General features: G+C 50.2%; 22 protein-coding genes and 2 pseudogenes. 9 read left to right on the forward strand and 15 right to left on the reverse strand.

Features of this window, described 5'->3' with window-relative positions; all coding sequences use genetic code 11:
* Nucleotides 1-245 precede the first annotated feature (245 nt).
* The 3 genes and pseudogenes from A6301_RS22275 to A6301_RS22285 form a co-directional block, all read right to left on the reverse strand.
* On the reverse strand, nt 246-1,370 hold the full coding sequence (locus tag A6301_RS22275; RefSeq protein WP_234258782.1) for a site-specific integrase: 1,125 nt from the start codon (nt 1,368-1,370) through the stop codon (nt 246-248).
* A gap of 119 nt (nt 1,371-1,489) precedes the next feature.
* The gene (locus A6301_RS22280) at nt 1,490-1,714 is read right to left on the reverse strand and encodes a DUF1778 domain-containing protein (RefSeq protein ID WP_205535810.1); all 225 of its coding nucleotides are present in this window, start codon (nt 1,712-1,714) and stop codon (nt 1,490-1,492) included.
* Between the two features lie 338 nt (nt 1,715-2,052).
* A pseudogene (locus tag A6301_RS22285) lies at nt 2,053-2,294 on the reverse strand (helix-turn-helix domain-containing protein).
* A 100-nt stretch (nt 2,295-2,394) separates the two neighbouring features.
* Here A6301_RS22285 and A6301_RS22290 point away from each other — a divergent pair.
* The 4 genes and pseudogenes from A6301_RS22290 to A6301_RS22305 all read left to right on the forward strand — a co-directional run bounded on the left by A6301_RS22290 (nt 2,395) and on the right by A6301_RS22305 (nt 4,440).
* Nucleotides 2,395-2,644: pseudogene (locus A6301_RS22290) on the forward strand (helix-turn-helix domain-containing protein).
* 14 nt (nt 2,645-2,658) lie between these two features.
* On the forward strand, nt 2,659-2,874 hold the full coding sequence (gene ccdA, locus A6301_RS22295; RefSeq protein ID WP_234258784.1) for a type II toxin-antitoxin system antitoxin CcdA: 216 nt from the start codon (nt 2,659-2,661) through the stop codon (nt 2,872-2,874).
* 193 nt (nt 2,875-3,067) lie between these two features.
* The gene (locus tag A6301_RS22300) at nt 3,068-3,175 is read left to right on the forward strand and encodes a hypothetical protein (protein WP_234258785.1); all 108 of its coding nucleotides are present in this window, start codon (nt 3,068-3,070) and stop codon (nt 3,173-3,175) included.
* Nucleotides 3,176-3,555: 380 nt separating this feature from the next.
* A complete protein-coding gene (locus A6301_RS22305) occupies nt 3,556-4,440 on the forward strand; it encodes a hypothetical protein (protein ID WP_234258786.1) in 885 nt (294 codons plus the stop codon).
* An 875-nt stretch (nt 4,441-5,315) separates the two neighbouring features.
* Here the strand turns inward: A6301_RS22305 and phnP are convergent.
* From phnP to aepX, 12 genes are all read right to left on the reverse strand, one after another.
* Nucleotides 5,316-6,068 (reverse strand): phosphonate metabolism protein PhnP, encoded by a 753-nt coding sequence (phnP, locus tag A6301_RS22310; RefSeq protein WP_370642270.1) that lies wholly within the window; start codon nt 6,066-6,068, stop codon nt 5,316-5,318.
* 61 nt (nt 6,069-6,129) lie between these two features.
* The gene (gene phnN, locus A6301_RS22315) at nt 6,130-6,696 is read right to left on the reverse strand and encodes a ribose 1,5-bisphosphokinase (RefSeq protein WP_234258788.1); all 567 of its coding nucleotides are present in this window, start codon (nt 6,694-6,696) and stop codon (nt 6,130-6,132) included.
* Nucleotides 6,697-6,698: 2 nt separating this feature from the next.
* Nucleotides 6,699-7,835 carry an alpha-D-ribose 1-methylphosphonate 5-triphosphate diphosphatase gene (phnM, locus tag A6301_RS22320; protein ID WP_234258789.1) on the reverse strand — a complete coding sequence of 379 codons (1,137 nt, stop codon included), beginning with the start codon at nt 7,833-7,835 and terminating at the stop codon, nt 6,699-6,701.
* Nucleotides 7,825-8,541 carry a phosphonate C-P lyase system protein PhnL gene (gene phnL / locus A6301_RS22325; RefSeq protein WP_234258790.1) on the reverse strand — a complete coding sequence of 239 codons (717 nt, stop codon included), beginning with the start codon at nt 8,539-8,541 and terminating at the stop codon, nt 7,825-7,827. The genes phnM and phnL overlap by 11 nt, the downstream gene beginning before the upstream one ends.
* 21 nt (nt 8,542-8,562) lie before the next feature.
* A complete protein-coding gene (gene phnK, locus A6301_RS22330; RefSeq protein WP_234258791.1) occupies nt 8,563-9,351 on the reverse strand; it encodes a phosphonate C-P lyase system protein PhnK in 789 nt (262 codons plus the stop codon).
* A complete protein-coding gene (locus A6301_RS22335; protein ID WP_234258804.1) occupies nt 9,348-10,145 on the reverse strand; it encodes an alpha-D-ribose 1-methylphosphonate 5-phosphate C-P-lyase PhnJ in 798 nt (265 codons plus the stop codon). The genes phnK and A6301_RS22335 overlap by 4 nt, the downstream gene beginning before the upstream one ends.
* A 107-nt stretch (nt 10,146-10,252) precedes the next feature.
* Complete coding sequence (locus tag A6301_RS22340; RefSeq protein WP_234258792.1) at nt 10,253-11,356, reverse strand: carbon-phosphorus lyase complex subunit PhnI; 1,104 nt, start codon at nt 11,354-11,356, stop codon at nt 10,253-10,255.
* The gene (gene phnH, locus A6301_RS22345) at nt 11,356-11,937 is read right to left on the reverse strand and encodes a phosphonate C-P lyase system protein PhnH (protein ID WP_234258793.1); all 582 of its coding nucleotides are present in this window, start codon (nt 11,935-11,937) and stop codon (nt 11,356-11,358) included. Before phnH ends, A6301_RS22340 begins: the two co-directional genes overlap by 1 nt.
* A gap of 6 nt (nt 11,938-11,943) precedes the next feature.
* Entirely contained in the window at nt 11,944-12,387 is a 444-nt protein-coding gene (phnG, locus tag A6301_RS22350) for a phosphonate C-P lyase system protein PhnG (protein ID WP_107170182.1), read from the reverse strand.
* A complete protein-coding gene (locus A6301_RS22355; protein ID WP_234258794.1) occupies nt 12,388-13,281 on the reverse strand; it encodes an NAD(P)-dependent oxidoreductase in 894 nt (297 codons plus the stop codon).
* Between the two features lie 26 nt (nt 13,282-13,307).
* Nucleotides 13,308-14,462 carry a phosphonopyruvate decarboxylase gene (gene aepY, locus A6301_RS22360; RefSeq protein ID WP_234258795.1) on the reverse strand — a complete coding sequence of 385 codons (1,155 nt, stop codon included), beginning with the start codon at nt 14,460-14,462 and terminating at the stop codon, nt 13,308-13,310.
* A 178-nt stretch (nt 14,463-14,640) separates the two neighbouring features.
* Entirely contained in the window at nt 14,641-15,573 is a 933-nt protein-coding gene (gene aepX / locus A6301_RS22365) for a phosphoenolpyruvate mutase (RefSeq protein WP_234258796.1), read from the reverse strand.
* A gap of 962 nt (nt 15,574-16,535) precedes the next feature.
* Between aepX and A6301_RS22370 the strand changes: the two genes are divergently transcribed.
* The 5 genes from A6301_RS22370 to A6301_RS22390 form a co-directional block, all read left to right on the forward strand.
* Nucleotides 16,536-17,339 (forward strand): efflux RND transporter periplasmic adaptor subunit, encoded by an 804-nt coding sequence (locus tag A6301_RS22370; RefSeq protein WP_205540930.1) that lies wholly within the window; start codon nt 16,536-16,538, stop codon nt 17,337-17,339.
* On the forward strand, nt 17,336-18,658 hold the full coding sequence (locus A6301_RS22375; protein WP_107170187.1) for an efflux RND transporter periplasmic adaptor subunit: 1,323 nt from the start codon (nt 17,336-17,338) through the stop codon (nt 18,656-18,658). The genes A6301_RS22370 and A6301_RS22375 overlap by 4 nt, the downstream gene beginning before the upstream one ends.
* Nucleotides 18,655-20,763 (forward strand): HlyD family efflux transporter periplasmic adaptor subunit, encoded by a 2,109-nt coding sequence (locus A6301_RS22380; protein ID WP_234258797.1) that lies wholly within the window; start codon nt 18,655-18,657, stop codon nt 20,761-20,763. The genes A6301_RS22375 and A6301_RS22380 overlap by 4 nt, the downstream gene beginning before the upstream one ends.
* Nucleotides 20,764-21,247: 484 nt before the next feature.
* Nucleotides 21,248-21,988 (forward strand): phage tail protein, encoded by a 741-nt coding sequence (locus tag A6301_RS22385; protein WP_234258798.1) that lies wholly within the window; start codon nt 21,248-21,250, stop codon nt 21,986-21,988.
* Nucleotides 21,989-22,198: 210 nt separating this feature from the next.
* A partial coding sequence (locus A6301_RS22390; RefSeq protein WP_234258799.1) for a DUF4347 domain-containing protein occupies nt 22,199-26,670 on the forward strand: 4,472 nt, incomplete at its 3' end.

Consider the following 26,670-nt stretch of genomic DNA (forward strand, 5'->3'; position numbering starts at 1 on the left):
ATCCGGTGTGTTTTAGTGATTGTTGTACATAACATAGGGATGTTACGGGTCATTGAGTCGATAGCAATAATTAATTTAGCACCTCAGAAAGATGATGCCTGCTGATTTTGCCTGATGCCACACCGGATTATCAGTGTGATATGTAAAACACGTCGTCTGGATAGACAGTCTGGTTAGTTGAGATTCTCGACATAAAAAATGACGATATTTAGCTCAACATCGTCATATAAAAGTTATCTACACTGCTAAAGTGGGCTGATAAGAACCCTATCAACTGAATTGACTGAGATAGCTCCGGGTGGCGGAAGTCTCTTCCCATTTTTCGCTGCTATAGCCTGAAATCGAAGTAATTCCACAGAGGCAATTTTCAGAGCATCATCATGCGTTGAAGCCGTCACAGACAGGTTATCAAGATCGGAGAATTTCAGCGTAACCGTTGTATCATCGATATCAATATCCGCTGGGTAAGGAACAAAGATGGAGGCTAGTTTTTTAGCCTGTTTCTTATGTGCATCCAGTTTGCTCACGAGGTGTGTTGCACGAAGGTGGGTATAGCGTTTCAACATATTCATTGATTTATGACCTGATATCGCAGCCACTTCCATAACATTTAACGTTCCCAGTTCAAAGAATCGGCTGATTGCCTCATGTCTGAGATCGTGAAAATGTAGATCGTCGATAGCCAGAGCCTTCAAAGCCACACGCCATGCGCTTTTAAACCCACTCGACGTGTAACTAAAAATATAGCCATTCTCATGATGTGGCCGTTCACTCAGGCCACACAGAATTTGCCGTGCTTTTGATGACAATGGAACATCTCGTGATGTACCATTTTTCGTCAAAGGCAAATGGGCAACGCCGAGGCGAAGATCGGTATATTCCCATCTCAACGACAAAATTTCGCCTTGCCGCATTCCCGTCTCCAACGCGATCTGAAAAATAGCCAATAATTCAGGATTTTTATCTTTGAAGTATCTGGTTAGCTGCCGTTCTTCCTGAGTCGTTAGCCTCCGGGTACGGCCTGACGATACGGTAGGTTTGCGAACATTTTCAACGGGGTTTATAGAGCATGTGCCCCACTCAACTTTTGCCAGATTATAAAGCGCCGATAACAATGCTAATTCCAGTCGCACAGTATTCGCACTTATCGGCTTTTGCGTTCTTGCGTTAAATTCCGATAACCTATTATCTCTATATTCTGCGATGTCTATTGATGATATTTCATCCATATTTCTGTTAGCCAAACGCGAACGCTTGATAACGTTGATTCGATAGAACTCCTGCAATTGTCCTCGTTTATGTCGTGAAACCGTGGAAAAATACTTATCCAATGCTTTACTTAACAGTATGTTTTTTATGCGTTTTTTCACTATTATTCCCTTCCCTATTGGTCAAAGGGAAAGACAATACAACAAATTGGATTCCGTATTCAGACCTCTAGTTGACATAGGTCTTAACAATCAAGCGTGAGATGACTTAGGAGAGGAGGTCATTCCTCCTGTTCCCACGGTGCAGGTGTTTGCATGGTTTTGCAAAGCGCGGCATTTGGTGCAGGAGGCTGATCCAAACGAGCAAGGAATTCCAGATAAACATCTGAACCTGTCATGATAATCGGCTGATCGATCAACGTCTCCTCAGTAACAGCTTGTTCATCGGGCTCGGTACGTAAATTTAATGCCACGCGTTTAGCAGAAACGTCTTTTGCTGCCGACATAATGTCATCCCTCATGGTTCCCTCTGGAGAGTAATTATACAGTTTGCATAAGGCTTATATCATTACGATTTGCAGATACCATGGGAATCGAACCAAAGGAACGAACCGGATATTTCTTTATCGCATGTGACCCATCATTCTGATCTATCAATGAAAATACGGGTCACACCACGGGTCTTGACAACAGCTATGATTAAAATTTATGCTGTATTTCAACTTAATAGAAAGCTGAATGATCCCGAGTCCGGGCACCACTAATTTAAAGAAACCAGCCTAACGGCTGGTTTTTTGCTTTTGGGGATTGGGTTCTGAACGGGGTTCGGTTCTCTACGAGAGTGCTATCCCGCCTCCCCTTCCCCATGATTCGGGCTCATGCTCGATAGCGTGACGGCCAGATCTCCTCAGGCCGCTTTCCCAATGCGCAGGCAATTAACCTTTCACCTTTGGGCCAATGTCTTGTTAATGCGTTAGCAAGTGTTGAAGACGCTAATCCTGATGCCCTTGATACCGCCGCCAACGTTGTTCCTTTCTTCCTTAAGCCAGCAATAATGTCTGCCGGGTGCCAATCGTAATTATCCATTTATCGACCTCTCCCTGTGGTGAATTGATTCAATTATCCCATTTTGGGATAAAGCAGTGAGCGACTGCTATTTGATCCCAAATTTTATGGGGTTGAATCGATAGCTTCTGTTTACTCTGATGAACATCAAATCGTTATCAAGGCATTACGTGAAGCACGCATTGCCAAAGGGATCACGCAGGGAAACCTGGCGCTAGCGTTGGAGCGCCCCCAATCGTTTATCGCCAAAGTTGAGAATGGGGAAAGAAGGTTAGACATCGTAGATGTTTATCCACATCGCCCGTTTACTTTCTCTAGATCCCGCCAGCATTATCGCTACGATCCCTGCAAAATATAAAGCGCTTGGTTAAAGAGGAACACGGCAATGAAACGCCGGATGAGTATTGCCGTGGACAAAAACGATAATCAGATTCCCAATGCTGCCGAGATACCTGTCTCTAGTATGGTGAATGATACCATTGGCAGAGAAGCCCACCGTATAAAAACTGAGATGTGGAAGCAGGAAAACCGCGAAGGGGCGGAAGACGTCGCCAGGTTTATAACCCAGCATGGTTCTTTTGCTGATGAAAACAGAAACTAGTGATCCTGCAATCTATTACTTCTCAATATAAAAGGGCCAGCCATTAAAAAATGTTTGTCGATGTACAAAATGATATTGTCGAGACACTAAAACAGCGTATGGCTATTTCATTTATCGATCACATTACCTGTCAGAGAAAGTGAATAATATACTGTTTACTAAGATTCGCATCAACGGCGAAGACTATCAACTGATGACCATTGAACTATCGAACGTTCCCGTTGAAGTCATGGGTGAAAATATCGCGGATCTCGGCAAGTATGCAGATGAGATTAGGGATACGATTAATCTTATGCTTTAGAGGATCTGAGAGGGATTCAGAGTATTAGAATCGAAACTTACCCATAGCGCTCATGTCAGAAGATATCTAAAAGTGAATGGTTGATTTGCTGGGATATTTACACCACATCTTGTCAGAATTTCACGATTTTCCATCGACTAGACAATTGCGGGACATAGCCTAGTTTAGGCTGATACTGTTTTCAGGGAGAAGGTCAAGTTGGATTAACAAAATTTTAGCGGATTCCGGTTACAACCCCAACAGTCTTATTGACTGACAATAGCGAATAATGCGACACGATTCACACTACCATGAAATCAACTGTAATAATTTGCTAAAAAGAAATTTAGTACTATTGTTTATTCGAGTGAAACACTCTAACTGTAAAATAGGAGATTAAAATGGGAAGGTCTAATACTATAGCTAGTGAAGCGAGAAAGAATAAAGAGTTCAATGAGTTTTTGGAGCAAAAAGATAAAGAGTTAGATGAAAGGCTTAGACAGTTGAAAGAAGGAGTTAATTCATCTGTAGATAAATATTACTCACAAAACAAATGGGATAATAGCCCAATCCTTACATATGCGAAAAAAGATTGGCAAACCACATCTACTTGGAGTATGGATAATGTAGTTAATATAGTTAGAGAAATTGGCAAGGCGATCTCTGGAGGAGGAGCATCAGATTTACCAAGCGGGAACGAAACACCTCCTGATGCAGCAACCGCTGAAAAAATGAAAGAAAATCAACCAGCTATAAAATCCAGCATTTCAAATATAGAAGAGACAGCAATTTCTCTTGTTTGTGGTATTATGCAGTCGTTTAAAGAAGTAAACTCTATCACTTCAACTCAAGTAGTTAGAGACTTGCCTCTAGGATATGGTTTACATTTATTCTTTGGCATGGAAGTATCTGTTTATTCAAGAAAACAGTTCTTCAAAAACGACTTTATCCAACAGTACTCCATGTTCTTTACTGTGAGATATTCTTTTGATGAACAACTATCTCAAACTAAGATGGATATTGCTAAAACACTTCAGTTTCAGATTGAGATCAACAATTCATTGAAAATTAAAAATTCTGAAGCTTTCGAAAAAAATGCTGCTAAAGCGATTGAAGAGTCGAACATTGACATGTATGAATCTGCCGAGCGATTCCAAAAACTTGTCAATAAAAAGCTAGATGAAAGTAACGCTGAACTTCTCATTCAAATGAATGAATTGATTAAACTTCATGTTGCTCAAATGAAACTTGAGATGAACAGGAAATTAAAAATAGCATCCTCTTGATATTATTTCATAGATATATAAATAAGGCCTATTGGGAGCCAAGTTGTGGTTTGATGACATTTGACTATGTATGTAACTGGGCAGTTACGCCTATGGTATTTTGGAGTATAAAAACTGTGTTGAATTAATTTTGGATACTGAAATTGTATCGAAAATAATTTTCGCACACGCTTCAAAAGCGTTACCAACCAGATGATAAATCGGTAATTAATGTAAATATCATCGCATCAGAACTTGGCTTCCAATAGCTCTACCCATAAGAAATTATGGCAATGCCGCAAGTAGCTAATAAATACAATATAGCTTATTAATTATTTTTTGCAATATTAACACGCGGAGTATTAATCCATATTTAATAATTTAAAGTGAAATATCTTCAGTAGTAAAAGAAATTTTAATTTTCTGTGCTAATGAAATGGACTCCTTCGCATATCTACTTCAGTGAACCATGCTGCAAGTGCAAACCAACAGCAAAACGAAGAGGTGTCCCATGGAAAAAATTATCGAAATTTGATCCTACCCATCATTAGTGGACACGCGACGAAGTTGTAAGTATCACGATGAGCTTACTGAAGTAAGTGATTCGGATAAGTAAACATAGCCAACGTACATCTAATGTGAGGTACGGCGAATATATCTCAGCCATCAACCGATGGCACGATGTCCAACAAAACCACAACCAGCAATAAAAACTGGGTTATACGGTAGCTAACCAAGACAATGCAGCATATATACCTCAAGCATAATTAGCTGCATAACCCCTTATGAAATTCAGGTAGTTACTACTGCTGAGGGATTTTATTCGATCATTACGCGACCTCATTTTCTTGTTCGAAGATAGCCTCTGTCAGAAAAGTGTAGAGTAATGCCTCCTCCTACAATCCCAACTCCCCGTCGTCATAGGCAACATGAACATTCTCAGGCAGCAGCGTTTGCGTTTGTAGCCAGTGATCCAGTTCGTGGCCGATGTGGGTCAGGTATAGCTGTTTGGGGTTAAGCTGAGTAAAAATCTCCAGCGCACGAGTGATGTCATTGTGGTTGCGTGGAGGTGTCGCTTGGGGAGGATGGCTGCAATCGACAACGGCATAATCCAGCGTGTGTGATGCAAGAAACTGAGCCGTTTCGGGCGGTAGACCGACGGTGTCGGTCAGGTAGGCCAGCGTGTGCGTCGGTGTCTGAATGAGGTAGCCATAGGTTAATTTGGAATGGATTAAGGGCACCGGCGTGATCCTGATACCGTCCAGTTCGAAGGACTGGAAAGCCATCAGCGGTTTTTGAAAATGCAGAATCCCTGGGTGTTTGAAGAGGTCGTCGCAGCCCGCTTCATCTGGGGGGCCAAAAACCGGAATGGGATCGCCGTAACCCCAACGCAGGGGAAATAATCCCTGAACGTGATCCATGTGGTAGTGGGTCAGCAAAATATACCGATGCGAATAAGGGAGTAGATACGGCGCTAGCTCGGGCAATCCCGCATCAATCAGGATAATCCGGTCTTTGGTTGTGATCGCCGCGCAGCAGGCGCGACGCCGTTTTCTTTTATCTCGCTGCGCCTGCTGACAGATCTCGCATTCGCAACCAAATGCGGGAACCTGCTGCGCGCCGCCGGTTCCCAGAAAGTGAAAAGCGATCCCGTCATTGCCCGCAGCCATCAACTTTCTCCTGATATACGGTATACCTGACATGTCGTTATTATTCGCGGTGCACCGCGCAAGCCCTGTCGAACGGCAGCAGCGACTGAAAGACAGATAAGGTATGTTGCAGATCGCCGTCGTTATTCAATAAAACGCAGTCATTTTGTAAGCGGCTTTGCTCTTCCCCGGCACGCTGTAAGCGAGTGGCAATCTGCTGTTCGCTTTCCCGCCCTCTGGCGCGTAGCCGCTGACGCAGTGCCGATTCAGAGACGGTCAAACATATCGGAAACAGCGTATTGCCATAGCGTTCACGCGCCTGAGCCAGATAAGCTCGCGAGCCGTTGACGATGACGTCACTTCCTCGCCGTAGCCAGTCATCAATCTCTATCCCGATGCCGTAATGGCACTGATGCGCCTGCCAATTGAGCGCGAAAATACCAAGCTGCTGACGGATCGCAAACTCTTCAGGAGTCAACGCAATGTGGTTCTCTCCTTGAATTTCTGCGGGACGGGTAATGTACCGATGCGCGACCAGCAGACGTGGCAGCGGTAATTGTCGGATCGCCCGGAGCAGGCTGTCTTTGCCTGCTCCAGAAGCACCAATCAGGTAGATGAGTTTTGTCATGATCAGAATACCCGAACACCCTGACGCCACACGCGCATCAACTTCATGTGCGGCACATGCCGTTTGACGAGCAGCAGGTCAGCTCGCCGTCCTTCTTCAATACAGCCGCGATCGTCAAATTTCAGTACCTGAGCGGGATTGCTGCTAACCAGTGCGATAGCACGCGACAGATCGTAATCATTACGCTCATCCTCTGCGATCATGAACGCCGCCTCCAGCAGACTGGCCGGATAGTAGTCTGAAGACAAGATGTGAAGTACGCCCAGCGTCGCCAACTGGTGTGCCGACACATTGCCGGAATGCGAGCCGCCGCAGATAACATTTGGCGCTCCCATCAGTACGTCCATTCCAACGCGATGTGCCTGCTGCGCCGCGATCGCGGTAGTGGGAAATTCGGCAATGCTCACACGATGCTGGTGGGATTCGGTTATATGCTCCGACGTCGCATCGTCATGGCTGGCCAACGTGATACCTTTTTCGTGGCAAAGGCGCACGATAGCCTCGCGGTTAGGCTGCGACCAACGGCGTGAACCGACCAGTTGATCCTCCTCAAACGCGGCCATTTGTTCATCATTCAGGTGATACTTGCCTTTGTAGTACTGATGATATTTCTCCTGAGAGGAAAATTGCCGCTGCCCCGGAGAGTGATCCATCAATGATACGAGCGCGACCAGCGGAATATCCGCCAGTTGTTCAAAGAGGGGGAACGTATCCTGATGCGGCAGCTCGCAGCGCAGGTGCAAATGATGATCCGCCCGATTGGTGCCGTGTTGCTGACTATGCAGTACCGCATCCGTCATGCGCCGCAGGTTCTCAAGCCGATGCCCGCCATCACGTACGTCCCCTACTGCAACGGCATCCAGCACGGTGGTGATCCCACTAGAGATAATCAACGCATCGTGGTTGCGCATCGCCGCTTCAGACGGCCAGTTAACACCGGGGCGCGGGGTGAAACACTTATCGAGATTATCCGTATGTAGCTCGACCAACCCCGGCAGGAGCCAGGCCTGTTCACCATCCAGCGCACCGGGATGGCGGCTCGGTCTATCGCTGATGTGATGGATCACACCGTTGCGCACTTCCAGTGAGCCATGAATGATTTCCCGTGAGAGCACCATATTGACATTATTAATGATCATTTATGTTCTCCTGCATGCGGGAAGCCATTGCCATTGAATAAAGGCGATCGGCGACGTGTTGGCGCACTTCGTCATCATGAAAGATGCCGACGATGGCACACCCTTTGTCTTTCGCATTGTTAATGAGCTGTGTGACAGCCAGTCGATTTTTAGCATCCAGCGAGGCCGTTGGTTCGTCTAACAGCAAAATCGGGTAATCACCAATAAACCCACGGGCAATATTGATGCGCTGCTGTTCACCGCCGGAAAAGGTGGCGGGCGCGAGCGACCACAGCCGCTCAGGGACGTTCAGATGCGTCAGTAATTCACCAGCGCGAATCTCGCTTTCCTGACGTGACATACCGCGTTCGAGCAAAGGCTGGATGACCACATTCAATGTGCTAATACGTGGGATGACACGCAGGAATTGGCTTACCCAGCCCAACGTTTCGCGGCGGATTTCCAGCACATGGCGGGCATCCGCGTTGACGATATCGACCCAGCGCTCGCGATGACGTACCCAGATATGGCCACCGTCAGGCTGATAGTTGCCGTACAGAGAGCGCAGCAGCGTGGATTTCCCGCTCCCGGAATGCCCGTGCAGCGCCACGCATTCACCGCTCTTCACCGACAGACTAATATCGTGGAAAACTGGCAGCCGCGCGCCCTGCTGGTTATATAACACGAACGTTTTATCAACGTTCTCGATGCGTAATTGCGTATCCATCAAGCGTCCTTTTGGCTGGATTTACAGAATGGAAGAAACGAGCAATTGGGTATAAGGATGCTTCGGATCGTCGAGCACCCTGTCCGTTAATCCCTGTTCGACAACCCGACCGTGCTGCATCACCAGAAGGCGGTGTGACAGTAGCCGGGCAACCCCAAGATCGTGCGTCACGATGACGACTGAAAGCTGCATCTCCACCACCAGCGTCCTGAGCAGATCGAGCAACCGTGCTTGCACCGATACATCTAACCCACCCGTCGGTTCATCCATAAATATCAACCGCGGTGCGGTGACCAGATTGCGGGCAATCTGAAGGCGCTGCTGCATCCCACCAGAAAAGGTGGTCGGCAGATCGTCCAGACGGTTTTCGGGCAGTTCGACGTTTGCCATCCACTGTGCCGCCTTACTGCGAATATCACCGTAGTGTCGATGACCGATAGCCATAAGTCGTTCGCCAATATTGCCGCCCGCAGAAACGGTGGGGCGCAGCCCTGCCAACGGGTGCTGCCAGACGATTCCCCACTCGGTACGCACCAGCGCACGCCGTTGCCGCTCGCTAATGTCATAGACCGAGAGCCTCTGTTGCTCGGCGTTGCGGTAGATCACCTCGCCTTCCTGCGGTGCCAGACGGGCAGAGATCGCATTCAGCAGCGTCGTCTTCCCCGAGCCGGATTCACCGACAATCCCTAACACCTCCCCCGGCCACAGCTGAAACGACACATCGCGAAAGCCTTTTTCCGGCGCATACAGGTGCGTGAGATGCCGTACATCGAGCAACGGGCTGTCGGATACATGATGCTCTGTCGTCATGACGTTTCTCCTCTCTGGCTTTGACGCTGCTGACAATAGTCAGTGTCGGAGCAGACAAACATGCGTGTACCGTCATCATCCATTACCACTTCATCCAGGAAACTGTCGCGCGCGCCACACAGTTCACAGGGCTTGTCCCACTGCTGTATTCTGAACGGGTGATCGTCAAAATCGAGGCTTTCCACCACGGTATACGGCGGAACGGCATAGATCCGCTTTTCACGGCCGGCACCAAACAGTTGCAGCGCAGGGCTCATGTTCATCTTCGGGTTATCAAATTTCGGGATCGGCGAAGGGTCCATAACATAGCGATGGTTGACTTTCACCGGGTAGGCGTAGGTCGTGGCGATGTGCCCAAACCGTGCAATATCTTCATAGAGCTTCACCTGCATAACGCCATATTCTTCCAACGCATGCATTTTTCTCGTCTCGGTTTCACGCGGCTCAATAAAGCGCAGCGGCTCAGGGATCGGTACCTGAAAGATCAGGATCTGATCCTCTTTAAGCGGCGTTTCAGGAATGCGGTGCCGCGTTTGGATCAGCGTCGCGTCGCTGGTTTTTTCCGTGGTTGGCACATTCGCGACCTTACGGAAAAAAGCGCGGATCGATACCGCATTGGTCGTATCATCGGAACCCTGATCGATCACTTTGAGCGTATCGTCCGGCCCAATAATACTGGCAGTAATTTGAATGCCGCCAGTACCCCAGCCATAGGGCATCGGCATTTCCCGGCTACCAAACGGCACCTGATGGCCGGGTATGGCGATCGCTTTCAGAATAGCGCGCCGTATCATGCCCTTCGTGTTTTCATCCAGATAGGCGTAGTTGTATTCTGTTTCTGAATAGCCGTATTCCGTTTCTGGCTGATTGCCTTTCTGGCGAGAGATCGTTGTCTGGCCCATCACGCTTTACTCCTTGGCACAGAAGCGAGGTATTCCTCACGTAGTCGTTTTAATAGCTCCAGCTCTGACTGAAAATCGACGTAATGCGGGAGTTTCAGGTGTGAGACAAAGCCAGCAGCCTCCACATTGTCAGCATGGGAGAGGACAAACTCCTCATCCTGAGCCGGGCCGCGCACCTCTTCTTGATAGTCAACGGCCTGAAGTGCGCGATCGGCTAATGCCACCGTGATAGCCTTACGTTCCGAGCGGCCAAATGCCAGCCCGTAACCACGGGTGAAATGGGGCGCGTCGTTAGCAGGTTTAACAAACCCGTTCACGGTTTCGCATTCGGTGAGCAGAATCTCGCCAATATCGATAGCAAATCCCACCTCTTCAGCAACAAGACTGACGGTGATATACCCCGTGCGGATCTCACCAACAAACGGATGATTACGGCCATAGCCGCGCTGGGTTGAATACCCCAGCGATAGAAGGAACCCCTCATCGCCACGGAACAACTGCTGGAGACGCGCCGCACGCGTGCCGGGATAACTCGGTGGTTCCATTGTGATATCTGGCGGATCGCTATCGTTGCTGATATTCCGCTCAGGAATGAGGTGTTGTTGAGAAAGGAATTGAAACGCATGGGGAATAGACTCACGCGTTTCTTCATCTTCATCAGAATCGCCTGACTGCGGTGCGATAGGGTCGTCACCGTCGGCCAACAGAGAAAAATCCAGCAGACGATGGGTATAGTCGTAGGTCGGGCCAAGTAGTTGCCCACCGGGTAAATCTTTGAAAATGGCCGAAACACGACGTTCAAGCCGCATGTTGGGCGTGTTAAGCGGCTGACTGATTCCCCAGCGTGGCAGCGTGGAACGGTAGGCTCGTAAAAGAAAAATACTTTCCACCAGATCGCCACTGGCCTGTTTGATGGCCAGCGCAGCGAGTTGGCGGTCATAAATATTACCTTCGGTCATAACGCGGTCGACGGCTAAATTAAGTTGCTGTTCTATTTGTGAGCAGTCTAGCTCTGGTATATCCGTACATCCGCGGCGGCGACAGGATTGTAGCTGGTGGGCGGCCTCAATAGCCTTTTCCCCCCCTTTGACGGCAACGTACATTAGCATTCCTCCACGTGGGTACTTCTGGGGATTGCAAAGAGCTTTTTCCCAGAGGTAAAGAGAAAATCCAACCCTGTCGGGAAGGTATGAGGGCGGTTACACAGATAGTCCCTGACACTACCGGGCAAACGGGGAGAAATAATGCGGTGGGTCTTGATACCCGGCCCGGTCAGCTTTAAACACGGCCCGTCATGCATGCCTTCCACCTCGACAATAACGGTGGTCGATTTCTCCGGTTCAACTTCGCTGCCGCAGGAGAGCGCCATCAGGTCATAAGAAAAGCGGTTTCCACTCAACAGCACGAAATAGGCCTCTTCGAATGTCGTGGCGAACGGCACATTCGTATGCAGGCAAAGCGTACGCAGCAGCAGTGGATTACCGATCTTGGGATCGATAAACAACGGTGTCGTGTGGCTGGTCAGCGTAAGCAGCGTGGCTGCCGTTGCAGACGACATCGATTCCAGACCGGAAACATTGGGAACCGTAACCAGAGCACCCGGCTCACTCATTGCCTTCACGATTTTTCGAAAGCAGAGCTGTGTGCCAAATACAGGGTGGGCGAAGCCCGTCATCGTTGTCATGACAAATCATTCTCCCCTGACCAAAGTAAAGAAATTCACCCGGCTGGCAGCCACTTCCTGCTGTTGCTGTTCCCGGTGAGCACGCTGTTGGTCTGCCAACGGTGTGATGATTCGCTCCCATATCTCATGGAAATAGGATCGGGTTTGCAGCAGTGCATCGATCCAGGCGCAGAGCTCGGCATGCGGCTTATTTCTGCCTGCGATATAGCTGTAACCGCACGTCCCATCCTCCAGTTGCACCGCAGCACGGGTCACTGTCATGTCACCCACAATAAAACGCGGACCATCAACTTCCATTCTTCCCTGTAGCTGGATCAAACCAATCTGCGTAGGACGTAAGAGCTGGTAGTCCGCGGAAAAGTGCAGCGTGTTCCAGTGTTCTTCCAGCTCGGCAGGGTCGGAGTGAGCGAGGATAGACATCCAGCGTTGTCGCTGTGTTAACTCAGGCATTTAGTCCCTCCCCGTCGGCGAGGTACGTGAGAGATACGAAAAGCAGGCGGTTTGATCCTGAGGAACGGCAGAGAGATCGGCCGTGTTTTGATAGAGCTGGCGCGCCGTATCAAAGAATTCACTGTGGATCGCAGAGCGCTGGAAAAGCGTGTTGGCGAGGTCGAGATCTTTCAGGCGGATGGATAACGGGACAGACACGGTTTCACGCGGGTTCAGATAGCGATCCAGCATCACCTCCATGTAAGTCGAACGCCCGCGTCCCAACGTTAGCGCCTTTGCCAGCACATCGGAGGCAATGCCGTGACCTTCCGCCACCAATAGCGCTTCTGCCGCCACCAGTAGATGTACCGCTTCACAATAGTTATTAATCACCTTCATGGTCTGCGCACTGTGGTTGTTCGCCATCAGCACATAGCGATCTGACAGGCTGGTAATGACATCATTAACCACGCTGGCAAAGCTATCCACACAAGGCCCCACCCAGGCGGCAAGTTTGCCCTGTCGCGCACCTTCTGGCCCGCCCGAGACGGGGCACTCCACATAATGCGCACCGTGCTGGTGAAAAAAGGTTTCCATCCAGCGGCTCTCTTCCGGCCCTATTGTGCTGATATTGAGTAACAGAGGACGATAGCGAGCCAGTTTCTGTGTGACTTCCTCCGACTGAAAAACCTCACGTATCGCTCCTGCATCCTTCAGGCAGATCAGCACAATTTGTTTTTCCTGCGTGAACAACTGGTGCAGTTCAGGGACGGCGTGCGCGCCTTCAGCGGCAACCTCGTTCGTTTTGCTGCGAGTCCGGTTGAACACGCTGAGCGAAAAATGACGCTGTAATAGTCTGAGCGAGATAGCTTTTCCTAATACACCAACGCCAACTAAAGAAACAGAATGAGTCATATCGGCAATCCTTGTCGCTGAGGTCATCAAGAGGACTGAGGTGATGTAGTAAGAAATTGCATAAACGCATCACGGTTTTGCGCGGGAGACGTCGCTGGTCGACCCAGATCGCTGCGATGGCCCACGCGGCATTGCACTTCAATGAATTGACTGCTTTGTGCCCGCAGTGCCTGTTGCAGCGCAGCCTGTAAAGCGTCTTCTGTCTCCGCGTAGTACGTCGCGCCGTAGCCACTGGCAGCCGCGATAGGGGCTAACGGTAAGCGGGATGCAGCCGTGGGCTGCCCCCCCACGGAATCATGCGCGCCATTGTTGATGACGATGTGTATCAGGTTGCTAGCCTGAGCCGTGTTCGTCAGCCCTCCCATGTGCATCAACAGCGCCCCATCCCCATCCAGACAAACGACTTTTCTCCGCGGCTGCGCATCGCACAAACCCAGTGCGATCTGGCTGGCAAGCCCCATTCCTCCGACCGTCAGAAAATCTCGCTGATGCCCTTCTCCCCGTTGTTCGCGCAATTCATAAAGCTCACGCGACAACATGCCCGTGGTACTGACGATGGGGAGAGTGGATGGCAGCACATTCAAGCATGCGGCGACAATGGCTTCACGCCGCATCAACGCTGACTCGGCAGGTGGGCTGGCAGGAGTGGCTACCGAGGAAAAGGTGTTTTTTCTCACCACCAGCGCCACAGGACTGTGTTCCTCATGCGCGTGCTGGAGCAAAGCCTGAATATCATCCCACGGAGGCGTGTTATGGCTATCCAGCACGATATGCGGAATATCCAGCACATTAAGTTGAGGCAATGTGACTCGCCCCTGCATAACATGCTGTGGCTCATCGTGAAGTTGCTCCCCACTATCGTCGACTTCGCCCCGCCAGCCGATAATCAGTAACAGCGGAATACCATACACATCCGGCGTAGCCAGGGAGCAAAGTGGGTTAATCGCATTGCCTAACCCCGAATTTTGCATATAGACCACGGGCAACGTTCGCGTCGACAGATAATGTCCAATCGCCATCCCCATCGCACAACCTTCATTACTCGCGATACGGTGCGCAAGCCCAATGTTATGGCTTCCGATCGCCAGACAAAATGCTTTTAATAATGAATCAGGAACGCCACTGAAAAAATGTACGCCACGTTGAACCAGAAATTCGATAAGCTTATTAGGGTCAATCATAATAAACCTCCCCTTCGCATCATGTTGTAATTAGCAACAATGATGACGTTTTAGTTTTATCATTATATTGCGCGAATAACTTGGGGCTACGCGATGGCGTTAAATAATAATAATACGCCTACAGCGCCAATTAATAGCGTGATAAAAAATAATTATACTGACGCCCCACTCTATTTCGTTATCGTGTACCCGGTATAAGATCGAGAATATCTTTTATCGACATACATTTATCCTCAACTTCCAGCGTTCGGCCATGTTTGAGAATTTCTGGCAAAATTGATTTCATCGCGGGATACGCCGCGCGTAACATATGGTTTGCGTAAATAACGATATTAAATCCGCCATCAATCAGTTGATCGAAAGTAATATCATTAAAACTGGTCGGGACACAAACCAAAGGCAAATGCGGGTAATGTTCACGAAACTGCTTAGCGAAAGCTAAAATCTCAGCGGGGGTTTTATGCCTACTGTGGATCATAATGCCATCGGCACCCACATCAGCATAGTGCAAGGCGCGGTTTATCGCATCTTCCATACCAACGTCCAGAATAAGGCTCTCAATACGCGCGATCAGCATAAACTCGGGCGTCAGTTGTGCCTTTTTGACCGTCGTGATTTTTTCGCAGAAATCCGTTATGGAAGCCTGCGTTTGCTTTACCTCATTGCCAAATAAAGAGTTCTTTTTCAGGCCAGTTTTATCTTCAATAATCATGGCTGAAATACCCAGGTTTTCGGCAGCGCGAATACGATGGGCTAAGTGTTCCGTTTGCCCACCAGTATCACCGTCAAAAATTAATGGGCGAGTGGTAACATCAAATATTTCCGTAATCGCATGAAAACGATGGCTGATATCCACTAACTCCGTATCAGGCTTTCCGCGCAAAGTGGAATCCGTGAGTGAACTGGACCAAAATGCATCAAATTGATAATGCGTATCGCCATCTTCATAAGCAGCTTGTTCGATTAATAAAGCAGAAAGCGGACTGTGAGCCTCCATCACTCTAATACCTTTTTGCTGCTGCAATAATTCACGGAGCGCACTACGCCGTGAGCCAGGCGTACATCCCATATAAGAATCCGCTGGGGCATGATGAGGTAAAATGACAGACATGGTTATCTCCTATGTACCATAGAGTTGGGGTAAACTTTCCCTAGTAAACCAAGTGCAACAATCCAAAGACCACGCAACGTTATATTTATTTAAATTAAATATACCAACGGAGCAATTCTATTCATTGCAAAAATCACTGCAATAGGGTTGGAAATTTTTCGTTTATTTTTTTATTTCGCCTACCTTATTGAAATAGAATCAATTTAAACGAGAAGAAAATATTAAAAACAGAACGTTAATTACAGTACACATTTTTATTCGTGTTAAAAAACTAAAAATATGGTTTTTTTTGGTTTTTTAATTCAGTACATATCGTCTACATCATGGGGAGGTAGAAAGAAAAACCTGTTGATATGAATATTCACCGTTAAACCTACTATTATTTTCAGGTAAATGATTATACTCCAAATAATTCGAGTTTCAGGAAGGCGGCAAGAGAAGGACAAATTCGTCGGGAACGAATTTGACCAGCCAACGGCTGGCCTCCGGTGAGAGACAGGATGTCTCTCATTTCATCCCGATGAGCTTACTCAAGTAAGTGATTCGGGTGACTGACAAACCTGCCAGAGGCAGGTTTGAACGCTGCTTGCAGCGGCCCCAACGGGGCGAGGTACACGCCAGTGTGCAGAGTAATGCGGCCAACGCACATGCAACTTGAAGTATGACGAGTATAGAATGGAAAAACGAGGACATGGTTAGATTATCATGGACTGATGACAATCCGATTTCAGTTTCACTGATAGCGGTGTAACACGCTCCCCAAACACGCCTCTCTTCGCTATCGATGCCACGTTCAGCGACACAAAAAGGAATTGTTCGACGGCTCTCTGTTGATCTTGTCAGCTTGGTCCATTTTGTACCATGATATCCTCCAAAATTAGCACCGCTAATAAGTGAAAATTCAGAGGGTCATGACTCTTTCGGGCTTGGCACGCATTTCAACAAAATTAAGGCAGGTCAGTGTGGATAGTTTCAATAACTCAGCACTTCGTCGCGCTTTTACGTCACTGGCATTTTGCCTATTGACGTTTAACGCCCATGCCCAAACTAGCGACCCACTGTTGGCAATGCCTTCTCATGATAATCAATCCCCTACCCACGCCGACAATCAGGCACGTGGGATTCTGATCGCTGTCGATCAAGCCACGCTATCCAGCGATCTGGCTGGGCGCATTATCGAAATACCGTTTAGAGAAGGGGAATCCTTCAAAAAAGGCGATCTATTAGTGCGGTTTGACTGTTCAATTTATCAGGCTCAATTAGCCGCAGCCTCAGCCGCTACGCGAGCCGCAGAAGCGGAGCTGAGCCAAAATCAGCAACTGGCACAGATGAAATCAGTGGGAAAACACGCGGTGTCCTTATCCGCAGCGCATTTTGCACAAGCTCAGGCAGAAAGCCAGGTCTATCAAATCCAGGTCAATCGCTGTCGTCTTCTGGCTCCGTTCGATGGGCAAGTGGTAAAACGTCGAGCCCAAACGTACGAAAGCGTCGCGGTTGGCGCACCCGTTTTGGATATCGTCAATAATCGCCATCTGGAGATTAACCTACTCGTGCCATCACGGCTTTTGTCGGTACTAAAACCGGGATTAACCTTTACCTTCACCCCTGATGAAACCGGAAAGCCGTTACAAGCCAAGGTCACACGGCTTGGCGCACGCATTGATGAAAGCAGTCAAACCCTTGGCCTGACCGGTACGCTGGCCCACACGGACGAGACCTTGATGGCCGGAATGAGCGGCACGGCACAGTTTTCGGAGGCGCGGTGAGCATCACGCCAACCTCTGCCAGTACCGCCGCATTTGCCCGCTTTCTTGACGTTGAGCGGCAAGCACGAGCAGCCAACAGCACCGAAGAGCTGGCCTACTGCATCGTCAACGACAGCCAGCCGCTATTTGGTTTTCGCCATGCCGCCCTCGTGATTAACGGTAAGGTGCGAGCCGTAACCGGCGTCACTCAACCCGCGCCCCATGCACCCTTTGTCGCCTTTGTGGAACGCGCCTGCACGCAGTTGCAGAGTAACCAACAGCATGAACAGTGCGCGGTGGTGGCGGCAACCTCACTGGATCAGCAAAACCGCAACGACTGGCAAACGCTATCTGCACCCGAGGTACTATGGTCACCGCTGAAAGATCGCCAAGGGCGCACGTTTGGTGGAATCTGGTATGCCAGAGAACAGATCTGGCAGCCTGCCGATCAGATATTGGCGGAGCAACTCAGCGGCGCTTTTAGCCATGCCTGGCTGGCTCTCGAACCGCAAACTGCCCGTTGGCGTCGTCGACAGGCCCGGTGGAAAATCGTCGTACCTGCACTGCTGCTGCTCGCTTGTCTGTTTATTCCGGTACGTCAATCCGTATTGGCCCCCGCCGAGGTTATTCCCCATCAAGGACGTGTCGTCGCCGCCCCACTGGACGGCGTGATTCAATCCTTTACCGTGTTACCAAACCAGAGTGTGCGCCAAGGAGACGTGTTGGTTCGCTTTGACAGCACAACCCTGAAAGCCCAGGCAGATGTAGCCGAACGTGCATTGAATGTCGCCGAAGCAGAGCACCGCGCCAGTTCTCAACGCGCATTTCAGGATGCGGACTCCAAGGCTCGGCTCGACTTTCTCGCAGCCCAGGTAGCACAAAAACGAGCAGAACGTGATTACGCCAATGCCCTGCTGAGTCGCACAGAAATCCGCGCCGAACGGGATGGCATTGCGGTATTTGCCGACGCTACGCGCTGGATGGGTAAACCAGTACGCACCGGCGAACGTTTGATGGAGTTGGCAGACCCCGCTCTTACCGCATTACGCATTGAGTTGGACGTAGGCGACGCCATCCAGTTGCAGCAAGAGGCACCCATCACACTGTTTCTGGACAGCGATCCACTCACGCCGCACGCGGCCTTGTTAGAACGTATCGCCTATGAGTCGGAACAGACACCAGCCGGCAATCTTGCCTACCGTCTGGATGCACGCTTCACTGACACACCGCCACGTATCGGCCTGCGCGGCACGGCAAAAATTTCCGGCGACTATGTTCCCCTTGCCGTTTATTTGTTCCGTCGACCGCTGGCAGTGATCCGTCAGGCGATTGGGTTATGAATCCGCACCTGCCTCCCCTGCGCACCGATCTTCAATTGGTAGAATCGGCTCCGGGCATCAACGGAGCCCCGCAGTGGGTGCTGTCCGATCCGATAACCGGGCGTTATTTTACCCTGACTCCCTCGGCTATCCGCCTGCTGCGTCATTGGCCACTGCGCCAGCCGCAGCAAATACTGGACGCCGCCAACAAGGAACCCGGCCTGCCGCTGCGAGTGAAAGAGTTGGAGCAACTGCTACAGTTCCTACGCCAGCACGATTTGGTCGCGGCAAGCGATCCAGAACAACGTCGGCGCTATCTGGGCAAAGCTCAGGCGATGCGCACCAGCTTGTGGAAAAGCGTGCTGCATCAGTATCTGTTTTTCCGTATTCCTCTGTGGCGACCCGATCCGGTACTCAACCGCTGTTGGCCGTGGCTACAGCGCTATGGTGCGCCCTTTCTGGTCTGGATCTTTCCATTAATCCTGCTGCTGGGTTTATTTTTAGTCAGTCGAGACTGGGTACGTTACACCCATTCATTTCCACACCTCTTTAGCCTGTCCGGTATGGCCGTGTTCGGTGTCTCTCTGGTGTTCGCCAAATTTATCCATGAGCTAGGCCATGCCTTCATGGCCAAACGGGCGGGCTGCCGTGTGCAAAGCATGGGCGTTGCCTTTATCGTGTTATTTCCCTTGTTTTACACTGACGCTACCGACGCCTGGAAACTGAAGGATCGTCAGGCACGTTTGCTGATCGGCGCAGGCGGCATTCTGGCAGAACTGATGTTGGCGGTTATTGCGCTATTGGCCTGGACATTACTGCCAGATGGCCCGGCACGAACAGCCGCCTTTATGCTTTCCAGCGCGACGTGGCTGACCACATTGGTTGTAAACCTTAATCCTTTGATGCGCTTCGATGGCTACTTTTTACTTAGCGATTTCTGGCGCGTAGAAAATCTGCAAGAACGTGCCTATGCGCTCTGCCGCTGGCGGTTGCGGGAAAGTCTGTTCGGCCATGGTCACCCTGCGCCGGAAAACCTTTCCCCATCCTTGCAGCGCAAACTGCTGGTGTGGGGCTATGCCTCCTGGATATGGCGCTTTTTCCTGTTCTTTGGCATCGCGCTGGTGGTTTACCACTTTTTTATCAAGGTGATCGGCATTGGTTTAATGCTGGTTGAAATCGTCTGGTTTATCGCGCTACCGATAGCCAAAGAAGCCTATGCCTGGTGGTCCATGCGAAAATCAATACACCCCATCGCTTTTTTGCGCAGCGCCCTGCTGTGCTTAGCCCTCTTGTTTATCTTGCTCTATCCATGGAGTGGCAACATCCACATTCCTGCCGTATTGGAAGCCGAGAAGGTCAGTACCCTCTACAGTCCGGTACCGGCACGGGTTAACCAGCTACACGTTACAGATGGTCAGCGGGTGGATATCGGAGACATCCTGCTAGAGCTGACGTCGGTCGATCTGGATTATCGTCTTGATATTGAGCGTCAGCGTATCGCCCAGTTACAACAGCAGCGACAGCGTGGAGCGGCACGACAGGAAACGGCGAGTGAAATTCAGGTCATGGATTGGCAGTTAGCTGAGGCGCTGGCACGCTATCGTGGGTTGGCAGCACAGCGTCAACGCTTAACGATTCGGGCACCGCAAGCGGGTGTGGTACGCGATCTGGCACGTGATATGACAACTGGGCGCTGGCTAACGGCGGATACACCATTATTACGCGTGGTGGAACCCACGCAGGGACGGGTGGTTGGCTATATACCTGAAGAATCACTCATGCGTACTCAAGAGACCATGCAGGGCATCTTCCTTGCCGACGATCCCGCTTTCCCACGCCTTGACGTCACGCTTCATGACATCGCCCCCACGGGCAGCGCTTACCTACAACAAGAAATGCTCGCGTCCGATCGCCATGGCCCGATTGCCGTGCGACGCGACCGCGACCACAATCCTCAACCGGTACAGGCGCAGTACCGCGTTCGTTTTATGGTACAGGAAGAGCAATTTCTGCCGCTGCAACAGCCTCTACGGGGCAGCGTTATTCTGGAAGGAGAAAAGGAATCTATTCTTGGTACGGTGTGGCGTCGGGTAGCGGCATTGGGTATCAGAGAAAGTGGTTTTTAGCGGGCTGGTTATCCTCGATATATACGCCTGTCTTAGCTGGTATCTGGAGCAGGAAATACTCCAGACTCTGTAGAAAAGCGTTACACCTTTTTTTATTTCATCCGTTAATAAGATTACCTAACGTTTTCACGTACCTATTGCGTCGAACATACACTACATTTTATTAACAAATAAATTTCTCTCTGGTTTTTTTATTACGCTGACAACATACACATATCGCAGCAACTTCAGCACATCCGCCCTTTGATAAGACAAATAAATATCAAATAAAATCAATTATTTAAAAAAATAAATCTTTTTATTATCTGCCCACGTAAAAGCTTATTGCTAGTTTCACTTTTTATATGTAATTTTGTTTTTATTGTTTACATAAAATTACATGTTACTTAGCAAGTGAAGTTAGGCATCACAAGACCAAGCATCAAAATCATCAGATATATTTCACCCAGCGTGGAATTATCCCCCATTCCAAGGAGAGATGTTTATGAAATGCGTTCAGCGTCTGTTTGCCAAATCTGCGATCGCAACTGTGTTAGCTGTAGGCCTATCGCAACCAGCTACCGCATCTGCATGCAGTATTGAGCCTTACATTGGCTCTATTTGTTATATGGTCACCAGCTATTGCCCAGAGGGCTATCTGCCTGCAAATGGGCAAACAGTGACTATCAATCAATATCAGGCGCTTTATGCCTTGATCGGAAATATCTGGGGAGGTTCTCCACAGCAGGGGAACTTTATGCTCCCCGACATGCGTGGGCGCGTACCGGTAGGGGCTGGACAAGGAACAGGATTAGCGAATGTCACTCGTGGACAAGTATTTGGGGCAGAGAATGTCTCATTGACGACGAGCAACGTTGCCCCACACATCCATCCGGCCACTGTTGCCTCTTCTGGAAGCGTGAGCGGTACCGCATCTATCGCTATTCCTGTGGTAAATGGTGCGGCAACAGCCAACGTACCAGACAACACGACATCACTGGCGATAACGTCTCCTTCGTTTGATTTAAGTGCCGTTGGTGGGGTTGACTCACCAGCTAAAATTTACAGTAATGCCACACCTACAACAACGTTGAAACCATTTTCAGCCCCGTTTAGTGTGAGCAACCTAACGGGTATAACCATTTCCCCTAATATTGGCGGTACACCTTTTAGTGTTCGTAACCCCAGTGTAGGTCTCACTGCGTGCATCGCTACTATGGGCGTTTATCCTGTAAACCCAAACTAATATAACTACGCGCTTCCCTCATTTTTAGGGGAGCGCGACATCTGTAAGATTTTGAAATTAAAAGCGCAATATGTAATCTAATGATGGACATAGGAGTGGTCTGTTGGTAGTCACGATGGCAAGCGTACCGATAGTCCGTATTTAGTGATGACTTCCCGATATTAGCTGTAGAAAAATTATACGTACTAACACCACTCTGGAGTATGTCTTATGCTGTGGCGCCAATTATTCAGTAAGAAAAATGACCATCCAACTGACCATATTGAGCAGACTTATTCCGCTCCTCTTGGTTTTGCCCTTGAATCCCGCGTCTTATTTGACGGCGCAATAGCCGCAACGGCCACTCAGGCCGAAACCAGTAACTCGAGTGACGCCACGGCTTCTTCTAATCCTAATCCTGCACAGACCGCAAATCATTCTGCTGAGGCCACATCGGAGAACAACACATCATCCGATCAGAATAGTGCCACGCATGACATCACGACTGACGTCGTTGTACAGGCTGTTGCAGGCGAAACAATACGTAAAGAAGCGGTATTTATTGACACAGCGCTGACGGATTACCAAACACTGGTCAACAGTGTCCCCGCTGGGGTTGATGTATTTTTATTGGATAGTAGCAAAGACGGCCTGACGCAGATGGCGGTATGGGCTGAAACTCATACGGGTTACGATGCGATCCATATATTGAGCCATGGCAACGAAGGACAAGTTCGCCTTGGTAATCTGACGCTGGATAGCGCTACGGCGGAAGCACGTTCGGCCGACCTGGCTAAACTCGGCACCGCGCTAACACAGGATGGCGATCTGCTGCTTTATGGCTGTGATATTGCACAGGACACAGGAAAAAGTTTTGTCTCTTTACTATCACAGCTCACTCAGGCAGATATTGCAGCCTCAGATGATTTGACGGGCGCAGCATCCAAAGGTGGCAACTGGCAACTGGAAACAACGGTTGGCAATATAGAGACAACCGGCGCAGCACTGGGAACCATCGCGCAAGAATACAATAGTTTGTTGGCTTCCCCAACGCATGGTACTAACACGTTCTCGCAATTTTCAGGCACGGAAGAATTTGTCAAAACCCAACCGGGTCTCCAAACGTATAACGATCAAAACAACGGTTTTACCTACGTTGCTAACAGTACTGGCAATGTAACCATTCAAACTGTTGCGATAAGCGGTAACCAGGTCCTGAATACGATTGTTACTCCTGGGGGAAATCTTAACTATTTTGCACTTAAATCGACGGATGGCAGCGAATTCAAACTATCGAGTATTGATCTTAGAGGGCTAGGCAATTACGTATCAACGTTCACCATCACGGGGTATAAAGACGGTAGCGCGGTGGCGGGGGCAACGCAAACCATCACCCTCACGGTAGCATTCCAGACGGCGACGCTCTCTAATGCGTTTCAAGATATTGACGAGGTGAGATTAACAACAGCAACAATCGGTAACGGTACTGTTACATGGGATAATATCGTCACTGCATCTCTCGCCGCTCCCACCGATAACGTTCCCAGCATAGCTGGCTCAGCGACCAATCCTACCTACACCGAAAACGGTGCCGACGTCGGCTTATTTACCAACGTAATCGCGAATACCAACGACAGTGGACAAACCTTTACTGGCGCGACATTGACCATCTCCAATGTCGCGGACAGCACAGAATATTTAAACATCAACGGTGTCAAGGTGTCCTTGATCAATGGCAATAGCGTCACACTTGGCAGTGGTTACGGTTCGGCCAGTGTCTCCCTCAGCGCTGGCACGGCAGTCGTCAGCCTAAGCGGAGCGACATTGAGCAATGCCGATATGGGCACCTTGCTATCTGGCATGACCTACGGCAACAGCAGTGAAAATCCCCATACCACCGCACGGGTCGTGACCCTGACTCAGGTCACCGATTCTGGTGCTAGCAACAACAGCTACAGCCCCGGCAATATCGCCAGCACCGTCACCGTGGTTGCCGTCAACGATGCACCACCGGATCTGGCGCTTTCCAACACGACATTCGGCCAGTCTCTGGGCAGCAACGGCATCGTTGGGACGCTGTCGGCAACCGACGTAGACTCCACCACGTTTACCTACAGTCTGGTGAGTGGCGCTGGCAGTACTGATAATGCACTCTTTATCCTCAGCGGCAGCACGCTGAGAGCGGTTAATGCCGCTACCATGGCACCCGGAACCTATTCCGTGCGTCTCCAGGTCTCCGACGGGCAAGCCACCTATGAGAAGGTCATCACCTTAACGGTGGCCGACGATATCGCACCTACGTTTGACGCGACACCCACAATCACTGCACCGACAACCAGCGGTTTTACCCTTAATACTGACCTCAACGAACGGGGCACCATCTATTATGTGGTGCTCCCCGACGGCGCCAGTGCACCGAGCGTCACTCAGGTCATTAACGGGCAGAACGCCTCAGGTAGCCTGGCACTCACTTTCGGCAGTCAGTTAGCCGGCAGCGCGCCCTACAGTCAATCCCTGACCCTGACGGGTTTAGCCGCAGCCACTGCCTATGATGTGTATGTGGTCGCCAGAGACAGCGCCGGTAATGCCACCGTCAGCGTCGTCAAGCTTGATGTCACGACCGCCGCAAGCAGCACCGCACCAACCTTGTCCGCCACGGGCAGCAATCCGATATTTATTGGCGGAATGGCGGGTGCTGTCGATCTGTTCAGCGGCGTCAGCGCAGACACGCGGGACAGCGGGCAGACCTTTAACGCACTGACTCTGACCGTGTCCAACGTCAACGACAGCGGTGAATTTATCAGCGTGGCGGGCAACACCATCAGCCTAGCGAGCAATGGCAGCGGCACACTGACCGGCATCGGCAGTTATACGGTAACGCGTGTCGGCAATACGGTGACGCTACAGTTGAGCGGGATGACCGCCAGCAACACGCAATTTGCCGGTCTGGTGGATGGCTTACGCTACGGCAATAGCAACAGCAGCGTTACGGCGGCAACACGGGATGTGTCCTTAACCGCCGTCAGAGATAGCGGGACCAACAACACCACCACGTCGCTGAACCTTACCTCTTCAGTCAATGTGTTAGCGAGCAACAGCGCGCTGTATGTTACCTCTGGAGACGATACCGGCGACGATGCGTCCTTTGGCAATGGCAATACACTGCAAGATGATATCAATGATGGCGGCGGGCTCAGTCTGCGCGAGGCGATGTATTGGGCCAACATCACCCCCGGCATTGACCGTATCGTATTGCAGACCAACGTGACGCTGGCTGAAGGCCTGCTGGTACCGACCAGTTCCATGCTGATCGACGGGCAAAGCTTTACCCTGAACGGTGGCGGTTATTCCGGCTTCCAAATCAACACCTCGTCAATGACGCTCGCCATCCAGAACCTGACATTGACGAATTTCACCACCAGCACCAACCAGTTCTCAGGTGGTGTGCTGGGGATCAATGCTAGCGCATTAGATATCAACTTCAGGTTGTACAACGTTGATATTACGGGGAACACCGACGATGGCGGGTGGGGCAATGGCATGATTGACCTGAGCAATATTCAACAAGGTGCCTACATCTTCGATCTCGATCAGGTCAATATCCATGATAATACCCAGTCGGGCGGCATGAATGAAGAAGGCGTGATCAAGCTGTTCGTGTCAGCCCAACAAACACTCTCGCTGTCGATCACCAATTCATCCATCTACAACAATATTGGCGCCAATGCGGCCAATGGGTCGATTGGCGTGGCGGGTCTCTATCTGGCGGCAAGCGGCAGCACCAACGCGCCCAACACGCATGTCACCTTAATGAACACCACCATCACCGGTCAGGATGCCGGGATTCAGTTTCACTTCACCAACCATGCCTCTAGCTGGGTTACCAGTGTGCGCAACTCGATTATATCGGGCAATACTGTCGATATGGTCATCCATAACGACACCACCAGTAACGGTTCCTATACCCTAAATGGCGGTAATAACCTGATCGGCAGTAGTGTGGATCTGGTGTCATCGTCAGATCCTCGGCTGGCTGCTACAGCCAGCAATGCCATTAATCAGGGTGATCGTTTCTATGTTACCGGCAATGGTGATGCGCGGGGTCTGGATCGTGTGCGACAAGGGGCTGTCGATATCGGTGCTTACGAATCACAGTTTGCTTCGGGTGTGAGTCCACAAGTGGACCTGAACGGTGCAGGAGCGGGCAGTGACTATAGCGCCACCGTCTCAAGCGGTCTGAGCACGGGCGTCCCCATAACCGATATGCTGGCGACGCTGTCGCAAACCGATGGCGATACTCGTCTGTGGACTCTGACGCTCGCGCTCGCTGGCAGTACTGATGGCGCTAGCGAATACTTGACGTTATCGCAACAGGCATTACTGGCTGCCCATGCTGCGGGCATCAACGTGTCAGGGGATGGCAGCCAAACCCTGACTCTCACAGGCGGCGCTACGTCAGAAGCCTTCCAGACCGCACTACGCGCTATCGTCTATGTCAATGTGGCGACAACGCCTAGCGGCGGTGCACGTACCATTTCGGTTACCGCCAATGACGATGCCAGCCGCAGCGCGACCTCAACGTTGACGGTGGTCGTTGGCAATCCCCCTGTGGTGGCAACGCCAATCCCGGCACAAAGCGTGGTACAAGATGGCAGCCTGAGCTTCACCGTACCGGCAGGCACCTTCACCGATCCGGATGTCAG

Origin of the sequence: Pectobacterium sp. IFB5596 (assembly GCF_021432585.1) — a bacterium.
Lineage (GTDB): Bacteria > Pseudomonadota > Gammaproteobacteria > Enterobacterales > Enterobacteriaceae > Pectobacterium > Pectobacterium punjabense.